The organism is Sphingobacterium kitahiroshimense (assembly GCF_025961315.1).
GTDB lineage: Bacteria > Bacteroidota > Bacteroidia > Sphingobacteriales > Sphingobacteriaceae > Sphingobacterium > Sphingobacterium anhuiense.
Window position 1 is genome coordinate 1,664,074 of the sequence record NZ_JAOQNK010000001.1, and the last position, 17,095, is coordinate 1,681,168.

Sequence of the window (17,095 nt, forward strand, 5' to 3'; positions counted from 1 at the left end):
TTTAAGAAATAAAAGCCATTCTTGGCAGAATGGCTTTTATGATTTATGCGAAATTTGATTGATTCATTTTAATTTTTCAATTTCCTCAACAATAGTATCCCATAGTAATCTAGTAAAGGATAACGCTTAAAATGTTATAGAAAATCAGGTCAGAACTGGAATTTTTCTACTTTACAATGTTTCTACAATCTGGAGGAGATCATCATTTTGAAATTGTTAAATCGCTTGTTAGGGATTAAATACAGACATCATGTTATGAAGAATACCTTTATCATTAAATTCTAGTATACAGCTTGTATATTCATTTTCGATAGACTTTCTATTAACATAATATTTAAAATGCGTTTTCGACGGTCCTTCCATATCAATAGCAACAAGTTTATTCCCTAACAAAGCTTTAACTTGCTTATAATTTTTTCCAATTAATGTAGTTTCAATACCACTAAGTCTAACTAAAGGTGATGATGAAGTGATTACCCAAAGTTGTAGACGACCTTCACTTTCTTGGAAACTCAATTCCAATGGCACTCCTTCATATATTACTTTTGCAATATCATCCTTTAGTCTAAAGTTAATCACCTCTCGAGCCTCCTGGACGGCCATTCCAAGTTTTAATTTTTTATATCCTAAATCGGACATTTGACAAATAGCTGGTAAAGCTGCCAATAAAGCAATACAAAGCAATAGATATTTTTTCATATTCATTTAATAATTTATTCTTCTGCAAAGATAGGTTGGCAAAATCATGTCTTGCAGTTTTACGAGAGTAGTATTAGGGGTAGTTTAAATTTCACGAAGGGTAGTAATATCTATAAATAATTACTACACTGACAGTTATGAGGTCATTATTATAAAGGAATGAAAATAATATTGCACCCTATCAAGAACTGCTAAATGAACTAAAAGCTTTTTGAAAGTGCATAAATGGAGTTGTTTTCGGAGTCTATATTTATTTGATAAGGTTACTTTTCTTAAGGACTTTTAAAGTCAGAGGAGATTATTGCTCAAAATTAGCATTAAAGAGATAACCTGTCGAATATTAATATTAATCCTTTTAAGATATTATTAATGCATAAGATGCAAACAGCGGTTATCATACCATTTAAACAGCTTTCAAAATAGAAAAGCAAGCGGTCCTATTTAGGCATTTAGAAAATACTGAACTAGCAACTCCAGAATATTTTAATAATTATTTTGGAATATTCGATATATACTACCTGTCGACTATATTTAAACTACACGAATTACTACCCTTGATATTTATAACATCTAGATCAATATGATTTACCTTTATCATGACAAAAATATGTTTGAAAATGGTTTATAAAAATATTCCTACGTCAAAATTTTCATCCCATTACGATTTAATTTTAAACAAAAAATCCACATAATTATCTTTTAGTAAATTTAGTAACATTACATTATTATGAAAAAATTATTTTCACTCCTCTTTGCAATTATTATAACATGCATGAATGCTTTCTCGCAAACCTCTATTAAATTACCTTATTTCAAAGAGTTCAATGAGACCAGTAAAAAATGGCCGGTTGAGTGGTTGAGTTCTAAAAAGGAATTTGATTTTATACCTATTTTAAGTATTAAAAAATTGGATAATGAAATATTTACGATAAATATAGACTTTGGAGGCTCTTCATCAGGTATTTTTAAAAATAATGTTGTATACGATCCAGCAGAAACAAAGAAAATACAAAAGAATAATGCTAATACAAATTTGATGGCTTATCGATATACCGGGTCAGATGACTACTTATGGACCGAAAATATAACTTTGAACGAAATATGGACTAATCCTACTAAATGGACGTCTTCTTCCAATGCCAAAATCTATACTTTTGAAAAATCTATCGGTAATAAATCCGTTTATTCAGCAAATCTTGCTGTTCAGTCAGCAAAGAAATTTCCAGTAAAATTTATATCAACAAATAAGCAAATTAAAGGAACCTGGGAAGGCTTTACAAATTGGACTTCTGTCCCTACAAACTCATATTTTGAATTAAAAGTTATTACAGAATTAAAAGTTTATAATTTTAAATACTTTGAAAATGGTACTTTAAAAATGAATTATGATATTACTTATAATGATGCGAAAACGAAGGAGTTAAGAAAAGAAAATAATACCATTTCATGCTATAAAGTTAACGGTTCGCAAGATGCTTGGGTCTATCTATTAAATACAACTATGGGTAATATATTTTTAAATCCGGATAAATGGTCTAATGAAAACAATGCTGTGGTCAGCATTGTGGATTTACAGAAAAATGGAAAATTAATAAAAATTAAATAGCGATCTAGACTAGTTTATAATCAAAAAAAGCCCATCTTAATTTTAAAATTAAGATGGGCTTTTTTTTGATATATTTTGGTTTCCCTCCTAAACGTTTAATAAAGTGTTGTTTTACTTTAGATGGATTTTGATCAAGCTTTGTAATGTATCAAAGCTTAGTGTTTAGTAAAGTTATCGATTATATTTTGTGATTGTTCCAGCTTTTGTTTTAGACCAATATATCCAAATTGAACCGTCGCTAAAGTAACTTTTTCTTTCTATTAGGGATTTAAAAGAAGTCTTTACAATATAAAAGTAATCTCCATTTGAAACCTGATAGCAATTTAATGTTTTATCGTTCCAAGCTATCCGCTCTGACTTTGTTTTTTGAGGATCGTAGATTGCACTTAATCTGACTTTTGATGTGTTATCATCCAAAAACAAATCGTAAGTACCCGATTCCGAATTCAGTGTAATGACAAATGTTGCAGGATAATTATTCGCAAAGTATTTTAATGTTGATGGATAGTGCTTCTCTTTAATGTTTTTTGTTTGATAGGTGTTAAAGTTTAATGATACCGATTGTCCAAAGGACTCCAGAGAGCAAGTCATGAATGTTAGTGTCAGAATAATTATAAATTTCATAATGATAAAGAATTATTTAATATTTAAAAATAAATTAAAAGAGATGATAAAGCAACTAATTGAATGGCAACTACCCAGTAAGCATCAATTACCGAATGTTTATAAGATTGATTACTAACTACTTAATTCACCAAGTAGTTAATAATACTACCCGGTGAATTAAATGCATGGAACAAATCAATATGAGTATGTATACTGCTCATAGATATAGTAAGTTGAAGATGAACCTTCATTATGGTTAACTGATTAAATAGTCAGTAACATCAGAACACTTTGTTAATAATCTGCGAGCGTGTTTTCCTGGTAAAATCGCAACAGAAATCATTAAAGATGTCGTCGCAGTACGCGAAGAATCTCCACAAATTGTTATAAATAGGCTGTAGCAAAAAGAATAATTATAAGCTGTATCATAGAGCTAAATAACCAAAATAAAAGTCCGACGAGATACCCTGTACCCTTCATTTTTCCAAATACATATACGGCAGACCAGCTCTGAACACATCTAAGGATTACCAAAATTGATGTAGCAAGCAAACCTATTAGCCCCAAGAATATACACAACCCCTGTATTGTCCTGGGCACAACACTTATAAAAATCATATTTGGAAATAAAAAATTTAAATTGATTAATAACATAGTAACGGAACTAAGAAGAATAGTAGATCTGATCAACACTTTTCCCCAAATGTTCTGTAGATTAAAGAATGCTAACGTAGGGTTAGGATAACTAAGGCAAGATCCGATCAAGATAACACTTAATGTCCCAATAACTGTGCAGGAAATAATCATAGTAAAATAACTTTTATTCTAAATAAAATGATAAGAAAAACAAAACATATTTAAAACTCTTGTTTTCTTATGAACTAGTACAAATATCGGTCTGTAAGAGGTTAATGAACAAATTCTATTAGGGTAGTTTTAGCCTTTTAATGGGTAGTATTCAGATCCTACCCGAGAATAGTGCCTCATAAAAGTATATTCATCTTCCTTAGAAAATATTGAATAGTAAGATGTAATTGAGGACATAACATTTTGGTCGAATTATCTGTTTATCAATAAACATGAAAAGTATTTCTATTATATTTTAAATGAATTTATTTTGAATTTTCCATATATTTGGGCATTTCTAGTTACATATCCTAACGGAAGGACTAGGTGTTAGCCATTATTTGCAATAAAATTTATGTTTTTCTTTAAAAAGTATTTATTATTTATTATAATTTCACTTTATTTCACGCAGTTATATAGTCAAAACATTGATCATAAATCTTTGGAGCTTGAAATCTCAAACTTTAATGATAAAAATCAAAACGAGAAGTCAATAGTAAAGCTTGACAAAATCATAAATGACACGAAATCTACTGATTATGATCGATATCACGCTTACTTACAAAAGTCATTGACGTACAAAAATCTCTATAATTATACAGGAGCACTGACTAATCTAACATTAGCAGAAAAAGCGGGTAGAAACACGAAATATAATAAGGAAACAAGTACACGAGTTCTAATTGAGCAACTATTTATTTACTTTGATCTGAAAAAAAACAAAGAGTTTAACGAATTACTTCTGCAAGTAAAACCAGAGAACCTCAAATATATCAAAAATGAAACTAGAGCATTTTATGAGTGTATCCTGGGCAATTTGGAAATGAAAAAAGGGAACTATGTCCTTGCTGATAAATATTTTGATAACTGTATTATACTCCTAAAAAAAGAAAATCCCAAGCATTTACCTATTATTTATAAAGTAAAAGTAGAGCTATATAATTTGATGGGAAAACATAAGGAGGCAATAAAAGCTTTTGAAATAGGAATGGACTATGCCGAGAAGTTTCAAATAGATATTTATAAAATCACGATGCTAGAGACCATAATCTATTATTACACCTCCAATGAGCAATATAAAGAAGCATACCTGGCGCAAAGTGAGGTAACACGACAGAGAAAATTATATGATGCTGCAAATAGAAGCGGACAACTTAATAATCTAGAAAAAGAGCTGCTTCAACAAAGGAGTGACATCGAATTGAATAATAAGAAGAATATGCAACTCGTGCTCAGCACTATAATTATATTGCTGTGTATTTTAATTTTCGTTCTTTTTAAACTTTTTCAATCAAATAAACAACGAAGACTTTTAATTGAAAAAGAAATAGCGCGTATGAGAATTCAGCTAGAATCCTATATCAATCATACTGCAGAAAATAAAAATGATCAACTATACTTAAACCTTGAAAAGTATAATTTGAAGCCTCGTCATCTCGAAATCATTGAACTGATTAGAAAAGGAAAAACAAATAAGGAAATTGGAAATGAATTGTTTATTTCAGAAAACACTGTTAAATACCACTTAAAAATAATTTATGAAATATTAGATATCGACAATCGATCTGAATTAACCAAATAAATAAATGCTCGATAACTATGCTGTATACGTCCTAGTAACTGATTTTACCTTATTATAGCTAATCCATTTAAGATTTTTGTAACCCATCGTTTTGAAAATGCTTTTTATCATTGCTTTCTTAATTAAGTTACCAATAAGCAGGGAGTACATTATATTGGGCTTATTCATGGTTGTAATTACTGTCACACCTTTTAAGTTTTTTAAAAGTGGTACTAAACCAAAACCCCGTGGATGGTGGTCGTACACAACTCCTGGAGTAAGAACTCGATCAACAAATCCTTTAGTCATTGCAGGCATCAGATCCCACCAAATGGGAAAAATGAAAATTAGGTGGCCTGCTTTTTCCAGACGTACATTATAGTCTATTACTTGTGGATCCACAGGTTTGTGATCGACAAATGCTTTCAAATCTGTCTTTGACATTACTGGATTAAATCCATCATTATCAAGATGCATCAGATCAACTTCGTGATTTGCACCTGTAAGCTCTTTGGTTACAGCATTTAAGATTGCGTTACCAAACTACCCTCATAGGAATGATTAAATACCATTACTACTCTCATTTTTTACTTTGTCAAATTTTACTCTGCAAAGTTGGGAAGTAGCAAATAGTTGGACGATAGCAATTGTTAAGAAATCGCAAAGCGATTCACGAACACAAAAGATAATCAAAAAACCGGTGAGTAAATGAACTTATCGTCTGTTTCGTATCCTGCTTAATGAAACAGAAGTTATACCTAAATAGGATGCGATATAATGTTGCGGAATACGCTGAATAATGTATGGATGTTGCTTAATAAGTTCTTCGTACCTTTTTTGATGTGAATTCTTTAAATAGGAAAAAAAAAGATTTTGAACATTTAAAGTCGTCTGAATTGTCTTCATTTATTTCTTCACTGACTTTTACCAAACGTCTAAAATATTTTGAAAATCCATTTGAGAGATAGTTTATAAAGAAACGACTCTGAACTTTCGATACTGAACAAGCTCGAGTTTATCTGCCGACAATTTTAAAAAAGTCCGCAAATCATGTTTACATGAGAATAGATTCAGAATTTATATTTTCTTGCCTCTTGTAAAAATCATTCATAAAATCACTTCCCCAGTTTTCCATCATATCAACAAGAGGTAAAAGCGATTCGCCTACTTCAGTTAAAAAATATTCAACCTTAGGAGGAAGTACCGGATAAATAACTTTTCTTACAACACCATATGCTTCCAGCTCTTTTAGTTGTAAGTTCAAAACTCTTTTGCTCGCAAGCGGATGTTTCTTCGCGAGTTCACTCGGTCTTCGTATTCCTCGATTGATGGAATCAATTAAGCAGGGCTTCCATTTACCTCCAATAATCTCAAAAGTAATGCTCATGCCGCAACTAAAATCTTTTGGTATTTTTTTCTCGTACATTGCTATTCTATTTTATGGAATAAATTTACGACATATTTCGTTCTCAGTGACATAGGGATAAAATTATCCCTATAACAATATTTTTTCACTTATTTTCCCGCATGTATAAGGTCAGTACATTTGCTCATAATTAATCATTAAAATTAAAAAAAATGGAATTATCAAATAGAGACAAAGCTGAAGCTATACAAAATAGCATTGAAACTGAAACTTTGGCAGAAATAGGGTTGATCAGTCCGACCTCCTATACACAACACAATCCAAATGTAGCAACGGGCTTAAAAGCAATTTTGGGATTGCATGATCAAATGCCAATGGATAAAGTTTATACAAATGTAGTTCGTAAGTTTCAAGATGGAGATTATGGATTTGTTCACGTAGATTATTTTCTTTTTGAACCCACCGTGGCTTTTGATATACACCGGTTTGAAAATGGAGTAAGTGTTGAACATTGGGATAATCTCCAATCAAATCCAAAAAAACTGAATAAAAGCGGAAGAACAATGACCGACGGAAAGACCAAGGCAAAAGATCATCATAAAACGGAGGTTAACAAAGCACTTGTTAAAGACTTTGTTCAAAACGTTCTTATTAATGGACAACTCGATTTGGTGTCAAATTATTTCAAGGAAGATGAATTGATTCAACATAATCCGTATATGGCTGACGGGGTACAAGAATTTTTAAATATGTTGAATCAATGGCAGGAAGATGGGAAACCTCAAATTTATAAGAAAATACATAAAGTGCTTGGGGAAGGAAATTTTGTCCTAGTATTAAGTGAAGGTACTTTTAAAGGAGAACACGTTGCTTTCTATGATCTTTATAGAATTGAAGACGGTAAAATTGTAGAACATTGGGATGTCGTTGAAGCAATACCTGAAACTGGAAAACGAAAAAATAGTAATGGTAAATTCTAAGAAAAACAGACGCTATAGAATAATTAGTACCTTTTTTGTAGTTCTGCCAACAACTTTTGTAATGGCCATTTTATCAAGTGTTACTAATGATGTTTTAGTAGAAAATTGGATTGGTGAACTTTTTAAATCATGGTTTTTTTCACTGCCTATTGTTTACGCTTGCGTACTCCTTCTATTGCCACTTGCTCATAAAATTACGAGCAAGATTTTAGATAGAAAAGTAAATTTATAATATATAGAGTGTTCCTAAAAATTTATCTTGTTTTGGGAATACTCTATATTGTTTTTTAGTTACCAATAATTATAATTGAAAAATAATGTCAAACATATTTTAAAAAGCTCTTCAGTAGATAAATATTGGGTTTCTTATTATTTTTATTTCCAATGTAAGCAACATCATTCCAAGCGTCGGATTTATTTCAAAAACGTTAATCATAAACAAAATTCAAGAAAAAAATATTCATTTTCCCATATCATCATCCAAATAATTGCTTATTTTTCGATGTAATTGCTTACGCTGACGTACAGTTTTGTGAAGTTTTTGTCTTTTATTGTTTAAAATTTTTATAGTGATTGATGACGACATTTTGCGCTTTCAGATCGTGCATCATATTGTACAATCCAAAAAATGTGCGGTTCAGATAAATAAAATGTTTCGAACCCCTGTTGGTGTTCATCCCTTTTATATTACTCAGTTTCGCATACCGCTGACCTAAATCTGCAATTTCCTGAAAGAAAGTTTCATCAGAAAAATCAAAATTCACGACATTGAAAGGTCTTGTAAATAATTCCAACAATTCGTAGAATAATTTAGTAAAAAACTCCTGTTCCTCTGCAGAATCTTGAGCAAGCAAGATCTCAAGCTCGTATAATTTTTCTTTGTAAAATTCAGGATTATCCAGATTCTTACGTTCAGCCAATTCAAAATAAGGTTTGTAAAAATCATTCGGAATTTCTTTGATGCAACCAAAATCAATCACAAGCAACTTTTTATCTGCCGAAACCAAAAAATTTCCGGGATGCGGGTCGGCGTGTACCTGCTTCAGAACATGCATCTGGTACATATAAAAATCCCAAAGTGTCTGTCCGATCTTGTTCAAATCATCCTGAGAATTATCTAGTTTTGTAAATTCTGAGAAATGCTTTCCGTTCATCCAATCCATCGTGATGATTCTTCCACAGGAAAATTCTGGATAATATGTAGGAAAAGCAAGATTCGGAAGATGTGCACATTTTTCAGAAATTTCCTGACTTCTTTTGAGTTCCAGATCATAATCTGTCTCTTCAAATAATTTATTTTCTACTTCCTGAAAATACGATTCTGAACCTTCTTTTTTGATATTAAACATCTTCATCGCAATCGGTTTTACCATTTTCAGATCGCTTGAAATACTTTCTCTCACGCCCGGATATTGAATTTTGACTGCAAAATCTTGACCATCTTTCTTGGCTTTATGAACTTGTCCGATGCTTGCTGCATTAACAGATTCATCAGTAAACTCATCAAATAGGTCTTCCGGATTTTTCCCGAAATATTTTCTAAAAGTTTTTTTCACCAAAGCTCCGGAAAGTGGCGGAACCGAAAATTGAGATAAAGAAAATTTCTCTACATAGGCTTGCGGAAGAATATTTTTTTCCATGCTCAGCATCTGAGCAACTTTTAGAGCAGAACCTTTCAATTCTTTTAAAGAATCGTAAATATCGGTCGCATTGTCTTCATTTAAAGTTTTTCGGGCTTCGTCCTCATCTTTATCTTTTGTAATTTTATTTCCGTAATATTTGATGTAATTAACGCCAACTTTGGCGCCTGCTTTCAGCAAACTGCTTGTTCTTTCTAACTTTCCTGTCGGTATTTTATGGAGTGTTTTCATTTTTGAAATTTCATTGCTAATAGACGTCAAGAATTTCCATCATGTTGATTGAAAATAGTAGGATTTTAATGCAGATGTGTCATTTAACTTTTTCTAAATTTCTCTTTAAATAAAAACTTCCCAAGGTCAACTACTTTTCGCAATGGTTCATTATCCATCAATTCAAAACCTGTATCAATTGTTTTTTCAATGAAAATATCTGTTTTTTCAAATGATGGCGAGGTATCTTTTTTCCAAAACTCGATGGCAGAAACCAAATGAAGCCAAAATGCTTCTTCTCTAGCCTTGTCATGAAAATTTTTCACATCATCTTTTGCTTCTTTAATTATACTCCAATCGTTAAAATCGAGTGTTTTGATGAAATTTCGATGCGTTTCTTTGAGTTGATCTGAAATTTTTGCAGCATGTAATTTATCATTCCCCAGAATCATCAAAACCAACGAACGATTCATCGTCATGTTTTCAAAAAAGATAAAATATACGTTCAAAAGCTTTTCTTTCGAAGTGATCTTATCAGAAATATTAACTTCTGACGCCAATGCTACGGACTTTTCAAAAAGATTGACCAACATTGATTTTTCAATCTGTTCGAAACTTGTAAAATAATCGTAGAAGTCTTTTTCTTCAAAATCATTGTCCTTTGCAAAACGATAAATATTTTTTGGTCGCTCTCCGTGATTCAAAATGTACTCTCCATACAATTCAAATATTTTATCTGCTGTAATTTGATTTTCCTTTTCCATCTTTGTATGTATATCTTACCATACACAATTTAGTTATATTTTAAACCAACTTAGTAAAATAAGGTGTAATTTTACACTATATAAATGATCCAATAGATGAATAATGGTAAAATATAGGTTTAATCCAATTTAAGGCCGATTTTGGAATTTTAACGGTTTACTCATTATTTGAGCATGAGCGGATCCAACATATGGGTTAGATTGCCGAAAATGTATATTTAATCTATTTATACTTATACATTTCTTTATCGAATCTCGTATGTTGTTTGCCGTAGTTTATCAATAACTACCTCATTGCTGACCGATAGCTTTTTCAAATAAGTTATTTCTCCTCGAGATGGTCTAGGTTCTCTTTCTATACGTTTGAACGGATATCTTTAGCTACGATATCAAAGTCTGCCTCATAGCTATACTTAAGGGTGGATGAACATTTCTATATCAGGATTGTTATATTCTTATATCATCATTTTAAGCATTTAATCGATATAAATAGGAATTCCGTCAATATGCAGAAAACTCGTAAAATACTTAAGATCTTGCCACCGCAGAAGATGTTGCTACCTCTGATCATTTCATGTGTTGTTACTGCATGTACAGATCGAGCAGGTTCTGATAAAAGCAAAACAAATACAACTATGCATAAAGTTGAAACACTGTCACCCACAAGATCAGCAGAAGAGCATACTCCTCCCCTTAATATCGATGCTATAAAAAAGGCTTATACTGCTGTCAATAAACAACTCGAAGATGGTCAATTGGATTCCACAACATTTAAATATTCTTGCAAAGATGAAAAAAATGGGACGGTGGGTTACTTTACAAAAAATGGTAACCTGAAACTAATTGTCCACAGTTATAATGAGTATGATCATTATGAAGCTGTAGATCGTTATTTTGTACAGGACAGTACTTTATTTTTCACTTACAGTACCAGTACCGCGTGGTCATTTGATGATGGTCCAGAAGGCTCAACAAAGGATAACATCAAAGAAAATCGAACTTATCTCATAGCGGAGAAGCCGGTTAAATGTTTGGAGAAAAATTTCACAATACGATCAAAAGCATCCACTAATCCTGATCCGGAATCAGTTCCTAACCGAGATGTTAATTGCCAATCTGCGGCAATTGTATTAAAACCGTATCACATATTGACAAAATACAGATTTAAATCTACTGCAAATTGCTTGGAATGATCATAAATCTCTTTTATTTAGATATAACAGGCAAAACCAAATCCACTAACTGCTATTCAGTAATTACCCAAAATTAAATATATACATATGATTCGCACCTTCTCTTTCTTAATTCTTGCAGCTATATTAATTACGGGCTGTCAAAATCAAAAAAATGTTTCTGACACAACTGAAGTTAAACGTGATACGTCAACGTTAATTTCTCTGGAGACACAACTACAGGCGATTGACACTAATTTTTCCACAGATTCCGTACTATTATCATTCTCGGTGTTCAACCATTCAGACACGGTACAGCGGTTTTGTAAATGGGAAACACCTTTTGAACCGATGTTAGGAAAATATATGGAGATTGTCGATGAACAGGGAATAGAAGCGCAGTTTACGGGTCCGATGGCGAGAAGGGTGATGCCACCTCCTGCAGAAAGTTATATTCTAGTGCAACCAAATGATTGCGTCAGTACAGTATACAACCTTGCAAAAAACTATACGATCAAACCAGGAAAATACACTGTTAAATATACTGGCGGAGGTGTGAGTGGTCTACATGAAGGAAATGAAGTCAAAATTACTGTAAATGGAAAATAATCACAATTTGTTTATAAATAAATAAGGTAACTTTTTCATATTTTCTATCTATCCATCCAGAGTTTGAAGGCTCTTACTTTATCTTTAGGAACTACGATTTCACAGTCGGTCTTTGTATCCAGCTTTAATAATAAACTATTTTTAAAATAAGGTATTACTATTGTTATGGCATCAACATTAACGATTACTTGTCTGTTGCATCTAAAAAACTTCAAGGGATCTAACTGATTAACAAGCTCGTCAAGTGTGTTTCCTAAAATAAACCGCTCACCTTCGAGCGTTTCCAGTATCACGGAATGATCTATATATATATAACGGATATTAGAAGTTTTAACCACGAAATACTTTTCACCTTTTTTAAGGAGAAACCGTTCACGTAAAATATTTTTAGAATTATAAGTATCGAGCTGCGTAATTAACCGACGCAAAGAATTATCGATTTTATAATTTGAACTGTTTTGAAATACCTTTTTAATCATATCATCAAACTGTGTTTGTGAAATTGGTTTCAATAGATATGACAATGCATTATAATCAAATGCTTTTATAGCATAGTGATCAAACGCCGTAGTGAATACAATAGGGCAATTAATCTCTAAATTTGTAAATAGTTCGAATACTAAGCCATCACTCAGTTGGATATCCAACAATAATAAATCTGGCTCACCGTTTAGCATGAACCATTTTTCAGCTTCCTCAATACTTTTCAGCCACGCTACAATCGAAAGAGATTCACTTTTAACATTTCGAGCTAGCCTTTCAATATTATTGTAAGCAGCGATTTCGTCTTCAACGACTACAATTTTCATATGCTATTAATTTAATTTTTCCATTGGTTTGATGGGATTGTAATATTGGAATTTTGACAATGAAGAAATTGTCTATGATATCCACTTCCACTTTCGTTGTTGAAAGCATTGCATATATTTTTCTTAAGCTTGCTAAACCAATCCCACTGTTTTCCTTCGTATAAGAATGCCTTTTACCAAACATATTATTTGAGACAACCACAAATTGGGATGTTACATCAATCGTACATCTCACGCGATGACTATCATCAATAATGTTGTGCTTTATTACGTTTTCAACAAGATTATATATTGACAAAGGAGGAATAACAGCCTTATCATCAATTTGGTGTGAATAATTTATCGAAACTATTAAATTGGAACCATATCTTTCCTGTGTCATCTTAATGAATTTCTCTACGATCAAAAGCTCTTCCACTAATGATACAGTTTGGTTGTCAGCGTTCTTTAAAAGATATCGGTATAGTTCGGAAAGATTATGTAAAAAGTTCAATGCTTTGGGGTTAGTATCATCTATAAGAGAATAAAGAGTATTGAGATTATTAAATAAGAAATGGTGTTCTAACTGGCTTTTTATCGCATTGATACTGGCAGTTTGAAGTTGCTTCTGTAATAGAACATTTCTGCGCATATTTGAGATAGATACAGTTACTGCACCATAAATTATAGAATAGATGTTTAATCCAAGCCACGTGGGAAAGAAACGGCTAGTTAAAAAAAGTCCAAAAGATTCTTTAACGTTCCAGGTACCTAAATAAAACTCCAACAGCTTTTCGAGCACTGTAACTGCCACACCAATTAAGAGGAATCCTACAATTTGTATTAATCTATTAAGCTTAGGCTTTTGAAAATCAAATTGTCCACAGTACCACATTAAAAATGCCACTGGAATGCTATAAATTAAAGATCTTGGAAAGATGGATAGAAAGAAGTCGGAGATAGAACCCAACACATATTCGGAACTAAACTGAACTTCACTCGATAGAATAATGGCAAACAATAAAAAAGCAAACAGGTAAGCCCTAAAATATGTACTCAAAAATCTCTTCATTGAATCTTGTATTATGGAATAGCTTTTATAGTTTTAATTTTCTAATTATTTAACTTTTTAATTAACTGGGATGGCTGTACCTCCAGCGTTTTTGTCTTCAATGACATCCGAATCATCCTGTTTCGCACTCTTTTTAATTTTGCCAAATTGATAACGAAAACTTAGACGTAATTGTCGTAATGGTGCTACTATTGTAGAATTTTGATTAAAATTATATCCTGAAACTTCAGTATGTAATTTTACATTTTTATGGAATGGCTGTAACATCGATAGGGAAATACTTGAACTTTTATTTATTATATTTTTCTTGACACCAATCATTGAATACGAAAGCGCATCTGAATACCCTTGTAAATTAATTTCTCTCGTATTATAGTTCGAATATAACTCTAATGAGAAACCTTTACTGAATTTTGCAGAAGCAAATATACTGGCGTTCATGGTAAGCCCCTTATTGGAATAAGTGTCACTTGAAAGTTTACTATAAAAAATGTTCAAATTTGGTGCAACAGAAAATTTGGAATCCTGATATGAAAAATAGATATTTCCTCCTAAAGATCTACTTTTTCCTATATTTTGAAAGGTAACAGAGGTTGAGCCATCTGAACCTACATCTCTTTTTTCTTGAATAGAATTATTCACGATTGTAAAAAAAGGTGACAGTGTAAAAAATAATTTGTTAACTGAGAAATTTGAATATGCAACCTCTATTTGATGACTTTTTTCAGGTTTCAAGTTTGGATTTCCATAACGAACATTATTGACATCAGCTCTATTTATAAAAGGATTTAGAAATGTAATACCCGGTCTCTGTAACCTCTGATTATAACTTAATCGTATAGACTGCTTAGTCTTCCCAAAAGATTTTACGAAAGACAAACTTGGCAAAAGGTTACGAAAATCATTTTCGAAAGAATGCAAACGATCCACTCTTCCATCATTTATTGTTCTTTCGTAACGTAATCCTGTATTGGATCGGAAACCTTTTCCTAGTGAGACATTGTAACTGTTATAAACAGAAATAATTTGCTGATCATAATCCATTTCATTCAATGAACTGTCCATAAGTTCAAAACTTTGGCTAGCATTATCAAATGCCGACATCAGCGAAGAGCTGTTAAAAGCTCTTCCAATATATTTCATTCCAAATTCAAGATTGATCCTTTTAGAAAGAGGTTTGGAATAATCTATTTGTGCCGACAGTTCTTTACGCTTTTGCAAATTAAAACTTCTATCGTCATAAGCACGATCTCGATTAAGAAAATAATGGTTATTATCATCCGATGAACTTAATATAATGGATGAAATCAAAGTGTGGTTGTCACCCTTCAACTTCAAATTGTGATCAAGATGTAAAGAATAACCTGGTTTTTTAATCTTATTATCTATAGATCTTGAATTTTCATCCGCTCCCACTCCTTTAACCGAGGACCAAAAACTTATATCCTCATCCCTATCATTATTAACATCATTCACCTGAATTCCGGCTGATAAAATATTTTTATGAGAGAAGTTATAGCTTGATGATAGATTGGCTCCATAAGACCGTCCAATGGCCCTTATATCACTTTCTTGAAATAAATACTGTGTTTGATCTCCATAACTATTTCTCTCTAATTCGGAATGAATTTTATTCCTATAATAATTGGAAGTTAAAGAAACATTTGATGAAAACTTCGTATTACTTATACCGCCGCCTGCTGCTATATTCGCATTTCCAATTGAGCCTGCCGAAACATTCACGAATGCATTTATGCCTTTAAGATCTCTTTTTGTTATTATATTTATGATGCCGACAGTGCCCTCTGCATCATATTTAGCGCCTGGATTTGTAATGACTTCTACACGTTTAATCATACTTGCGGGAACTAATTTCAATGCATCCGAAACTGATCCAGCAATAAGAGTAGAAGGTTTGTCGTTAATGAATACTTTCACGCTAGAACTCCCACGTAGTTTGACCTCCCCATTAAAATCAACGCTAACATATGGTACTTTTCTTAGTAATTCGTCTGCGGCAAAACTATCCGAATTATTGGTTTCATCAACGTTATAAATTAATTTACCATCTTTTTCTTCTACTATTGGAGCTTTTAATACTATAGAAACCTCATCAATGGTTCGGCTCTTTTGAAAAAGCTTAATTATTAAAGGCTCTTTTGAGATCGACGAAGTTTTTAAAAAAAAATCCAAACTATCGTAACCGACATGTGAAATTTTAAGTAATATTGAATCACGAAGAACTTTGCGCATCTGAAATCTCCCCTCCTGATCAGATGATAATCTATCGATAATTTCTCTATCATTGATAGAGATTACTTGAATCGTCGCAGATGGGATTACCTTTTCTGTTGTTTGTTCTAAAATTTTCCCATAGAATATAATGCTATCTAATCCGATTCTCTGCGATATTACATTTTCTACTTTTTTTATGGAGCCCCCTTTTGATAGTAAAACAGATGTCAATGAAAAAAATAATACGAAGGAAATTCTTCTTATGCTCATATTAAATTAGTTTATAGATCTAAACTAGATAAGCATCTTTAAAATTCCACCCACAAAACGATGAGGTCGAAATTCAGCCATTTAAAACCGAATTTTTGCACTTAAATAGATTTAAACAATGGGATGATAAAATTAACCCAAATAAATTTTAACCTAAAGAAGTATTCGTCTTTTATCAATTTAATTCTTCTTTACAAACTGTTTCGTAAAGAGAATAATCCTATAAATTAATATACTATTTAATTCAAATTTAATAAATATAGAGATTTTTACCATCAATAGGAATATATTAATGCTATTATAATCCCTATGACAATGGAAATCAGATGCATTTATTTGCTTAATCTGTTTTAAGGACTTATTACTAAATATCTATCCTTTCTTAACCACTTCCCTCCTCTACCATGCTAGATTATCTGGTGACAAAATTTAGTACCTTCCAATTCTTGAAGACTATAGTTATGCTCACCAAGTTTTCTTGTAGGCTTTGAAATCAAAATACAATAATCTTGATCGATACCAACCAAGCTATGATCAAAAGTACGGTGGAGATTTTGACATCGTGTAACTTCTGTGTTTTTAGCGATATCTGCTAAAGGTAAACCCACTTTCTTCAATTACATTGCAGTTGAAATCGATTTTTCACGTTCATCTCTTGACGATACAAGCAG

General features: G+C 31.8%; 16 protein-coding genes. 6 read left to right on the forward strand and 10 right to left on the reverse strand.

Features of this window, described 5'->3' with window-relative positions:
* Positions 1–228: 228 nt before the first annotated feature.
* A complete protein-coding gene (locus M2265_RS07565; protein ID WP_132771186.1) occupies positions 229–699 on the reverse strand; it encodes a hypothetical protein in 471 nt (156 codons plus the stop codon).
* A 727-nt stretch (positions 700–1,426) separates the two neighbouring features.
* Here M2265_RS07565 and M2265_RS07570 point away from each other — a divergent pair.
* On the forward strand, positions 1,427–2,305 hold the full coding sequence (locus M2265_RS07570; protein ID WP_132771185.1) for a hypothetical protein: 879 nt from the start codon (positions 1,427–1,429) through the stop codon (positions 2,303–2,305).
* 171 nt (positions 2,306–2,476) lie between these two features.
* On the opposite strand, the gene M2265_RS07575 is transcribed toward M2265_RS07570, so the two are convergent.
* Complete coding sequence (locus tag M2265_RS07575; protein ID WP_132771184.1) at positions 2,477–2,929, reverse strand: hypothetical protein; 453 nt, start codon at positions 2,927–2,929, stop codon at positions 2,477–2,479.
* Positions 2,930–4,112: 1,183 nt separating this feature from the next.
* Here M2265_RS07575 and M2265_RS07580 point away from each other — a divergent pair.
* Complete coding sequence (locus tag M2265_RS07580; RefSeq protein ID WP_207902458.1) at positions 4,113–5,339, forward strand: helix-turn-helix transcriptional regulator; 1,227 nt, start codon at positions 4,113–4,115, stop codon at positions 5,337–5,339.
* Positions 5,340–5,354: 15 nt separating this feature from the next.
* Here the strand turns inward: M2265_RS07580 and M2265_RS07585 are convergent, their stop codons facing one another.
* Together M2265_RS07585 and M2265_RS07590 are read right to left on the reverse strand one after the other, a co-directional pair.
* The gene (locus M2265_RS07585; RefSeq protein WP_243655443.1) at positions 5,355–5,795 is read right to left on the reverse strand and encodes an NAD(P)H-dependent oxidoreductase; all 441 of its coding nucleotides are present in this window, start codon (positions 5,793–5,795) and stop codon (positions 5,355–5,357) included.
* Positions 5,796–6,372: 577 nt separating this feature from the next.
* Entirely contained in the window at positions 6,373–6,744 is a 372-nt protein-coding gene (locus tag M2265_RS07590; RefSeq protein ID WP_132771183.1) for a winged helix-turn-helix transcriptional regulator, read from the reverse strand.
* A 152-nt stretch (positions 6,745–6,896) separates the two neighbouring features.
* Between M2265_RS07590 and M2265_RS07595 the strand changes: the two genes are divergently transcribed.
* Positions 6,897–7,664, forward strand: coding sequence for a nuclear transport factor 2 family protein (locus M2265_RS07595; RefSeq protein ID WP_132771182.1), 768 nt, complete (start codon positions 6,897–6,899; stop codon positions 7,662–7,664).
* A complete protein-coding gene (locus M2265_RS26980; protein WP_165905930.1) occupies positions 7,651–7,896 on the forward strand; it encodes a DUF2798 domain-containing protein in 246 nt (81 codons plus the stop codon). The genes M2265_RS07595 and M2265_RS26980 overlap by 14 nt, the downstream gene beginning before the upstream one ends.
* 316 nt (positions 7,897–8,212) lie before the next feature.
* On the opposite strand, the gene M2265_RS07600 is transcribed toward M2265_RS26980, so the two are convergent.
* Together M2265_RS07600 and M2265_RS07605 are read right to left on the reverse strand one after the other, a co-directional pair.
* Positions 8,213–9,535, reverse strand: a complete 1,323-nt coding sequence (locus tag M2265_RS07600; RefSeq protein ID WP_132771180.1) for an ABC1 kinase family protein — start codon at positions 9,533–9,535, stop codon at positions 8,213–8,215.
* Positions 9,536–9,618: 83 nt separating this feature from the next.
* Complete coding sequence (locus M2265_RS07605; protein ID WP_132771179.1) at positions 9,619–10,278, reverse strand: TetR family transcriptional regulator C-terminal domain-containing protein; 660 nt, start codon at positions 10,276–10,278, stop codon at positions 9,619–9,621.
* A gap of 506 nt (positions 10,279–10,784) precedes the next feature.
* On the opposite strand from M2265_RS07605, the gene M2265_RS07610 reads away from it, so the two are divergent.
* Positions 10,785–11,471, forward strand: coding sequence for a hypothetical protein (locus M2265_RS07610; RefSeq protein ID WP_132771178.1), 687 nt, complete (start codon positions 10,785–10,787; stop codon positions 11,469–11,471).
* 87 nt (positions 11,472–11,558) lie between these two features.
* Positions 11,559–12,059 (forward strand): protease, encoded by a 501-nt coding sequence (locus M2265_RS07615; RefSeq protein WP_132771177.1) that lies wholly within the window; start codon positions 11,559–11,561, stop codon positions 12,057–12,059.
* A 44-nt stretch (positions 12,060–12,103) separates the two neighbouring features.
* Here the strand turns inward: M2265_RS07615 and M2265_RS07620 are convergent, their stop codons facing one another.
* The 4 genes from M2265_RS07620 to M2265_RS07635 all read right to left on the reverse strand — a co-directional run bounded on the left by M2265_RS07620 (position 12,104) and on the right by M2265_RS07635 (position 17,041).
* Positions 12,104–12,868, reverse strand: a complete 765-nt coding sequence (locus M2265_RS07620; RefSeq protein WP_132771176.1) for a LytR/AlgR family response regulator transcription factor — start codon at positions 12,866–12,868, stop codon at positions 12,104–12,106.
* Positions 12,849–13,919, reverse strand: coding sequence for a sensor histidine kinase (locus tag M2265_RS07625; protein ID WP_132771175.1), 1,071 nt, complete (start codon positions 13,917–13,919; stop codon positions 12,849–12,851). Before M2265_RS07625 ends, M2265_RS07620 begins: the two co-directional genes overlap by 20 nt.
* 57 nt (positions 13,920–13,976) lie before the next feature.
* The gene (locus M2265_RS07630) at positions 13,977–16,424 is read right to left on the reverse strand and encodes an outer membrane beta-barrel family protein (protein ID WP_132771174.1); all 2,448 of its coding nucleotides are present in this window, start codon (positions 16,422–16,424) and stop codon (positions 13,977–13,979) included.
* Between the two features lie 407 nt (positions 16,425–16,831).
* Positions 16,832–17,041, reverse strand: coding sequence for a hypothetical protein (locus tag M2265_RS07635; protein ID WP_132771173.1), 210 nt, complete (start codon positions 17,039–17,041; stop codon positions 16,832–16,834).
* Positions 17,042–17,095 lie beyond the last annotated feature (54 nt).

Bases quoted from the DNA above. Each gene is read 5' to 3' on its own strand.
- M2265_RS07595 (WP_132771182.1), top strand. From the start codon at position 6,897: ATGGAATTATCAAATAGAGACAAAGCTGAAGCTATACAAAATAGCATT.
- M2265_RS07600 (WP_132771180.1), bottom strand. From the start codon at position 9,535: ATGAAAACACTCCATAAAATACCGACAGGAAAGTTAGAAAGAACAAGC.
- M2265_RS07630 (WP_132771174.1), bottom strand. From the start codon at position 16,424: ATGAGCATAAGAAGAATTTCCTTCGTATTATTTTTTTCATTGACATCT.
- M2265_RS07610 (WP_132771178.1), top strand. From the start codon at position 10,785: ATGCAGAAAACTCGTAAAATACTTAAGATCTTGCCACCGCAGAAGATG.
- M2265_RS07580 (WP_207902458.1), top strand. From the start codon at position 4,113: ATGTTTTTCTTTAAAAAGTATTTATTATTTATTATAATTTCACTTTAT.
- M2265_RS07575 (WP_132771184.1), bottom strand. From the start codon at position 2,929: ATGAAATTTATAATTATTCTGACACTAACATTCATGACTTGCTCTCTG.
- M2265_RS07585 (WP_243655443.1), bottom strand. From the start codon at position 5,795: ATGCATCTTGATAATGATGGATTTAATCCAGTAATGTCAAAGACAGAT.
- M2265_RS07605 (WP_132771179.1), bottom strand. From the start codon at position 10,278: ATGGAAAAGGAAAATCAAATTACAGCAGATAAAATATTTGAATTGTAT.
- M2265_RS07590 (WP_132771183.1), bottom strand. From the start codon at position 6,744: ATGTACGAGAAAAAAATACCAAAAGATTTTAGTTGCGGCATGAGCATT.
- M2265_RS07615 (WP_132771177.1), top strand. From the start codon at position 11,559: ATGATTCGCACCTTCTCTTTCTTAATTCTTGCAGCTATATTAATTACG.
- M2265_RS07570 (WP_132771185.1), top strand. From the start codon at position 1,427: ATGAAAAAATTATTTTCACTCCTCTTTGCAATTATTATAACATGCATG.
- M2265_RS07565 (WP_132771186.1), bottom strand. From the start codon at position 699: ATGAAAAAATATCTATTGCTTTGTATTGCTTTATTGGCAGCTTTACCA.
- M2265_RS26980 (WP_165905930.1), top strand. From the start codon at position 7,651: ATGGTAAATTCTAAGAAAAACAGACGCTATAGAATAATTAGTACCTTT.
- M2265_RS07620 (WP_132771176.1), bottom strand. From the start codon at position 12,868: ATGAAAATTGTAGTCGTTGAAGACGAAATCGCTGCTTACAATAATATT.
- M2265_RS07625 (WP_132771175.1), bottom strand. From the start codon at position 13,919: ATGAAGAGATTTTTGAGTACATATTTTAGGGCTTACCTGTTTGCTTTT.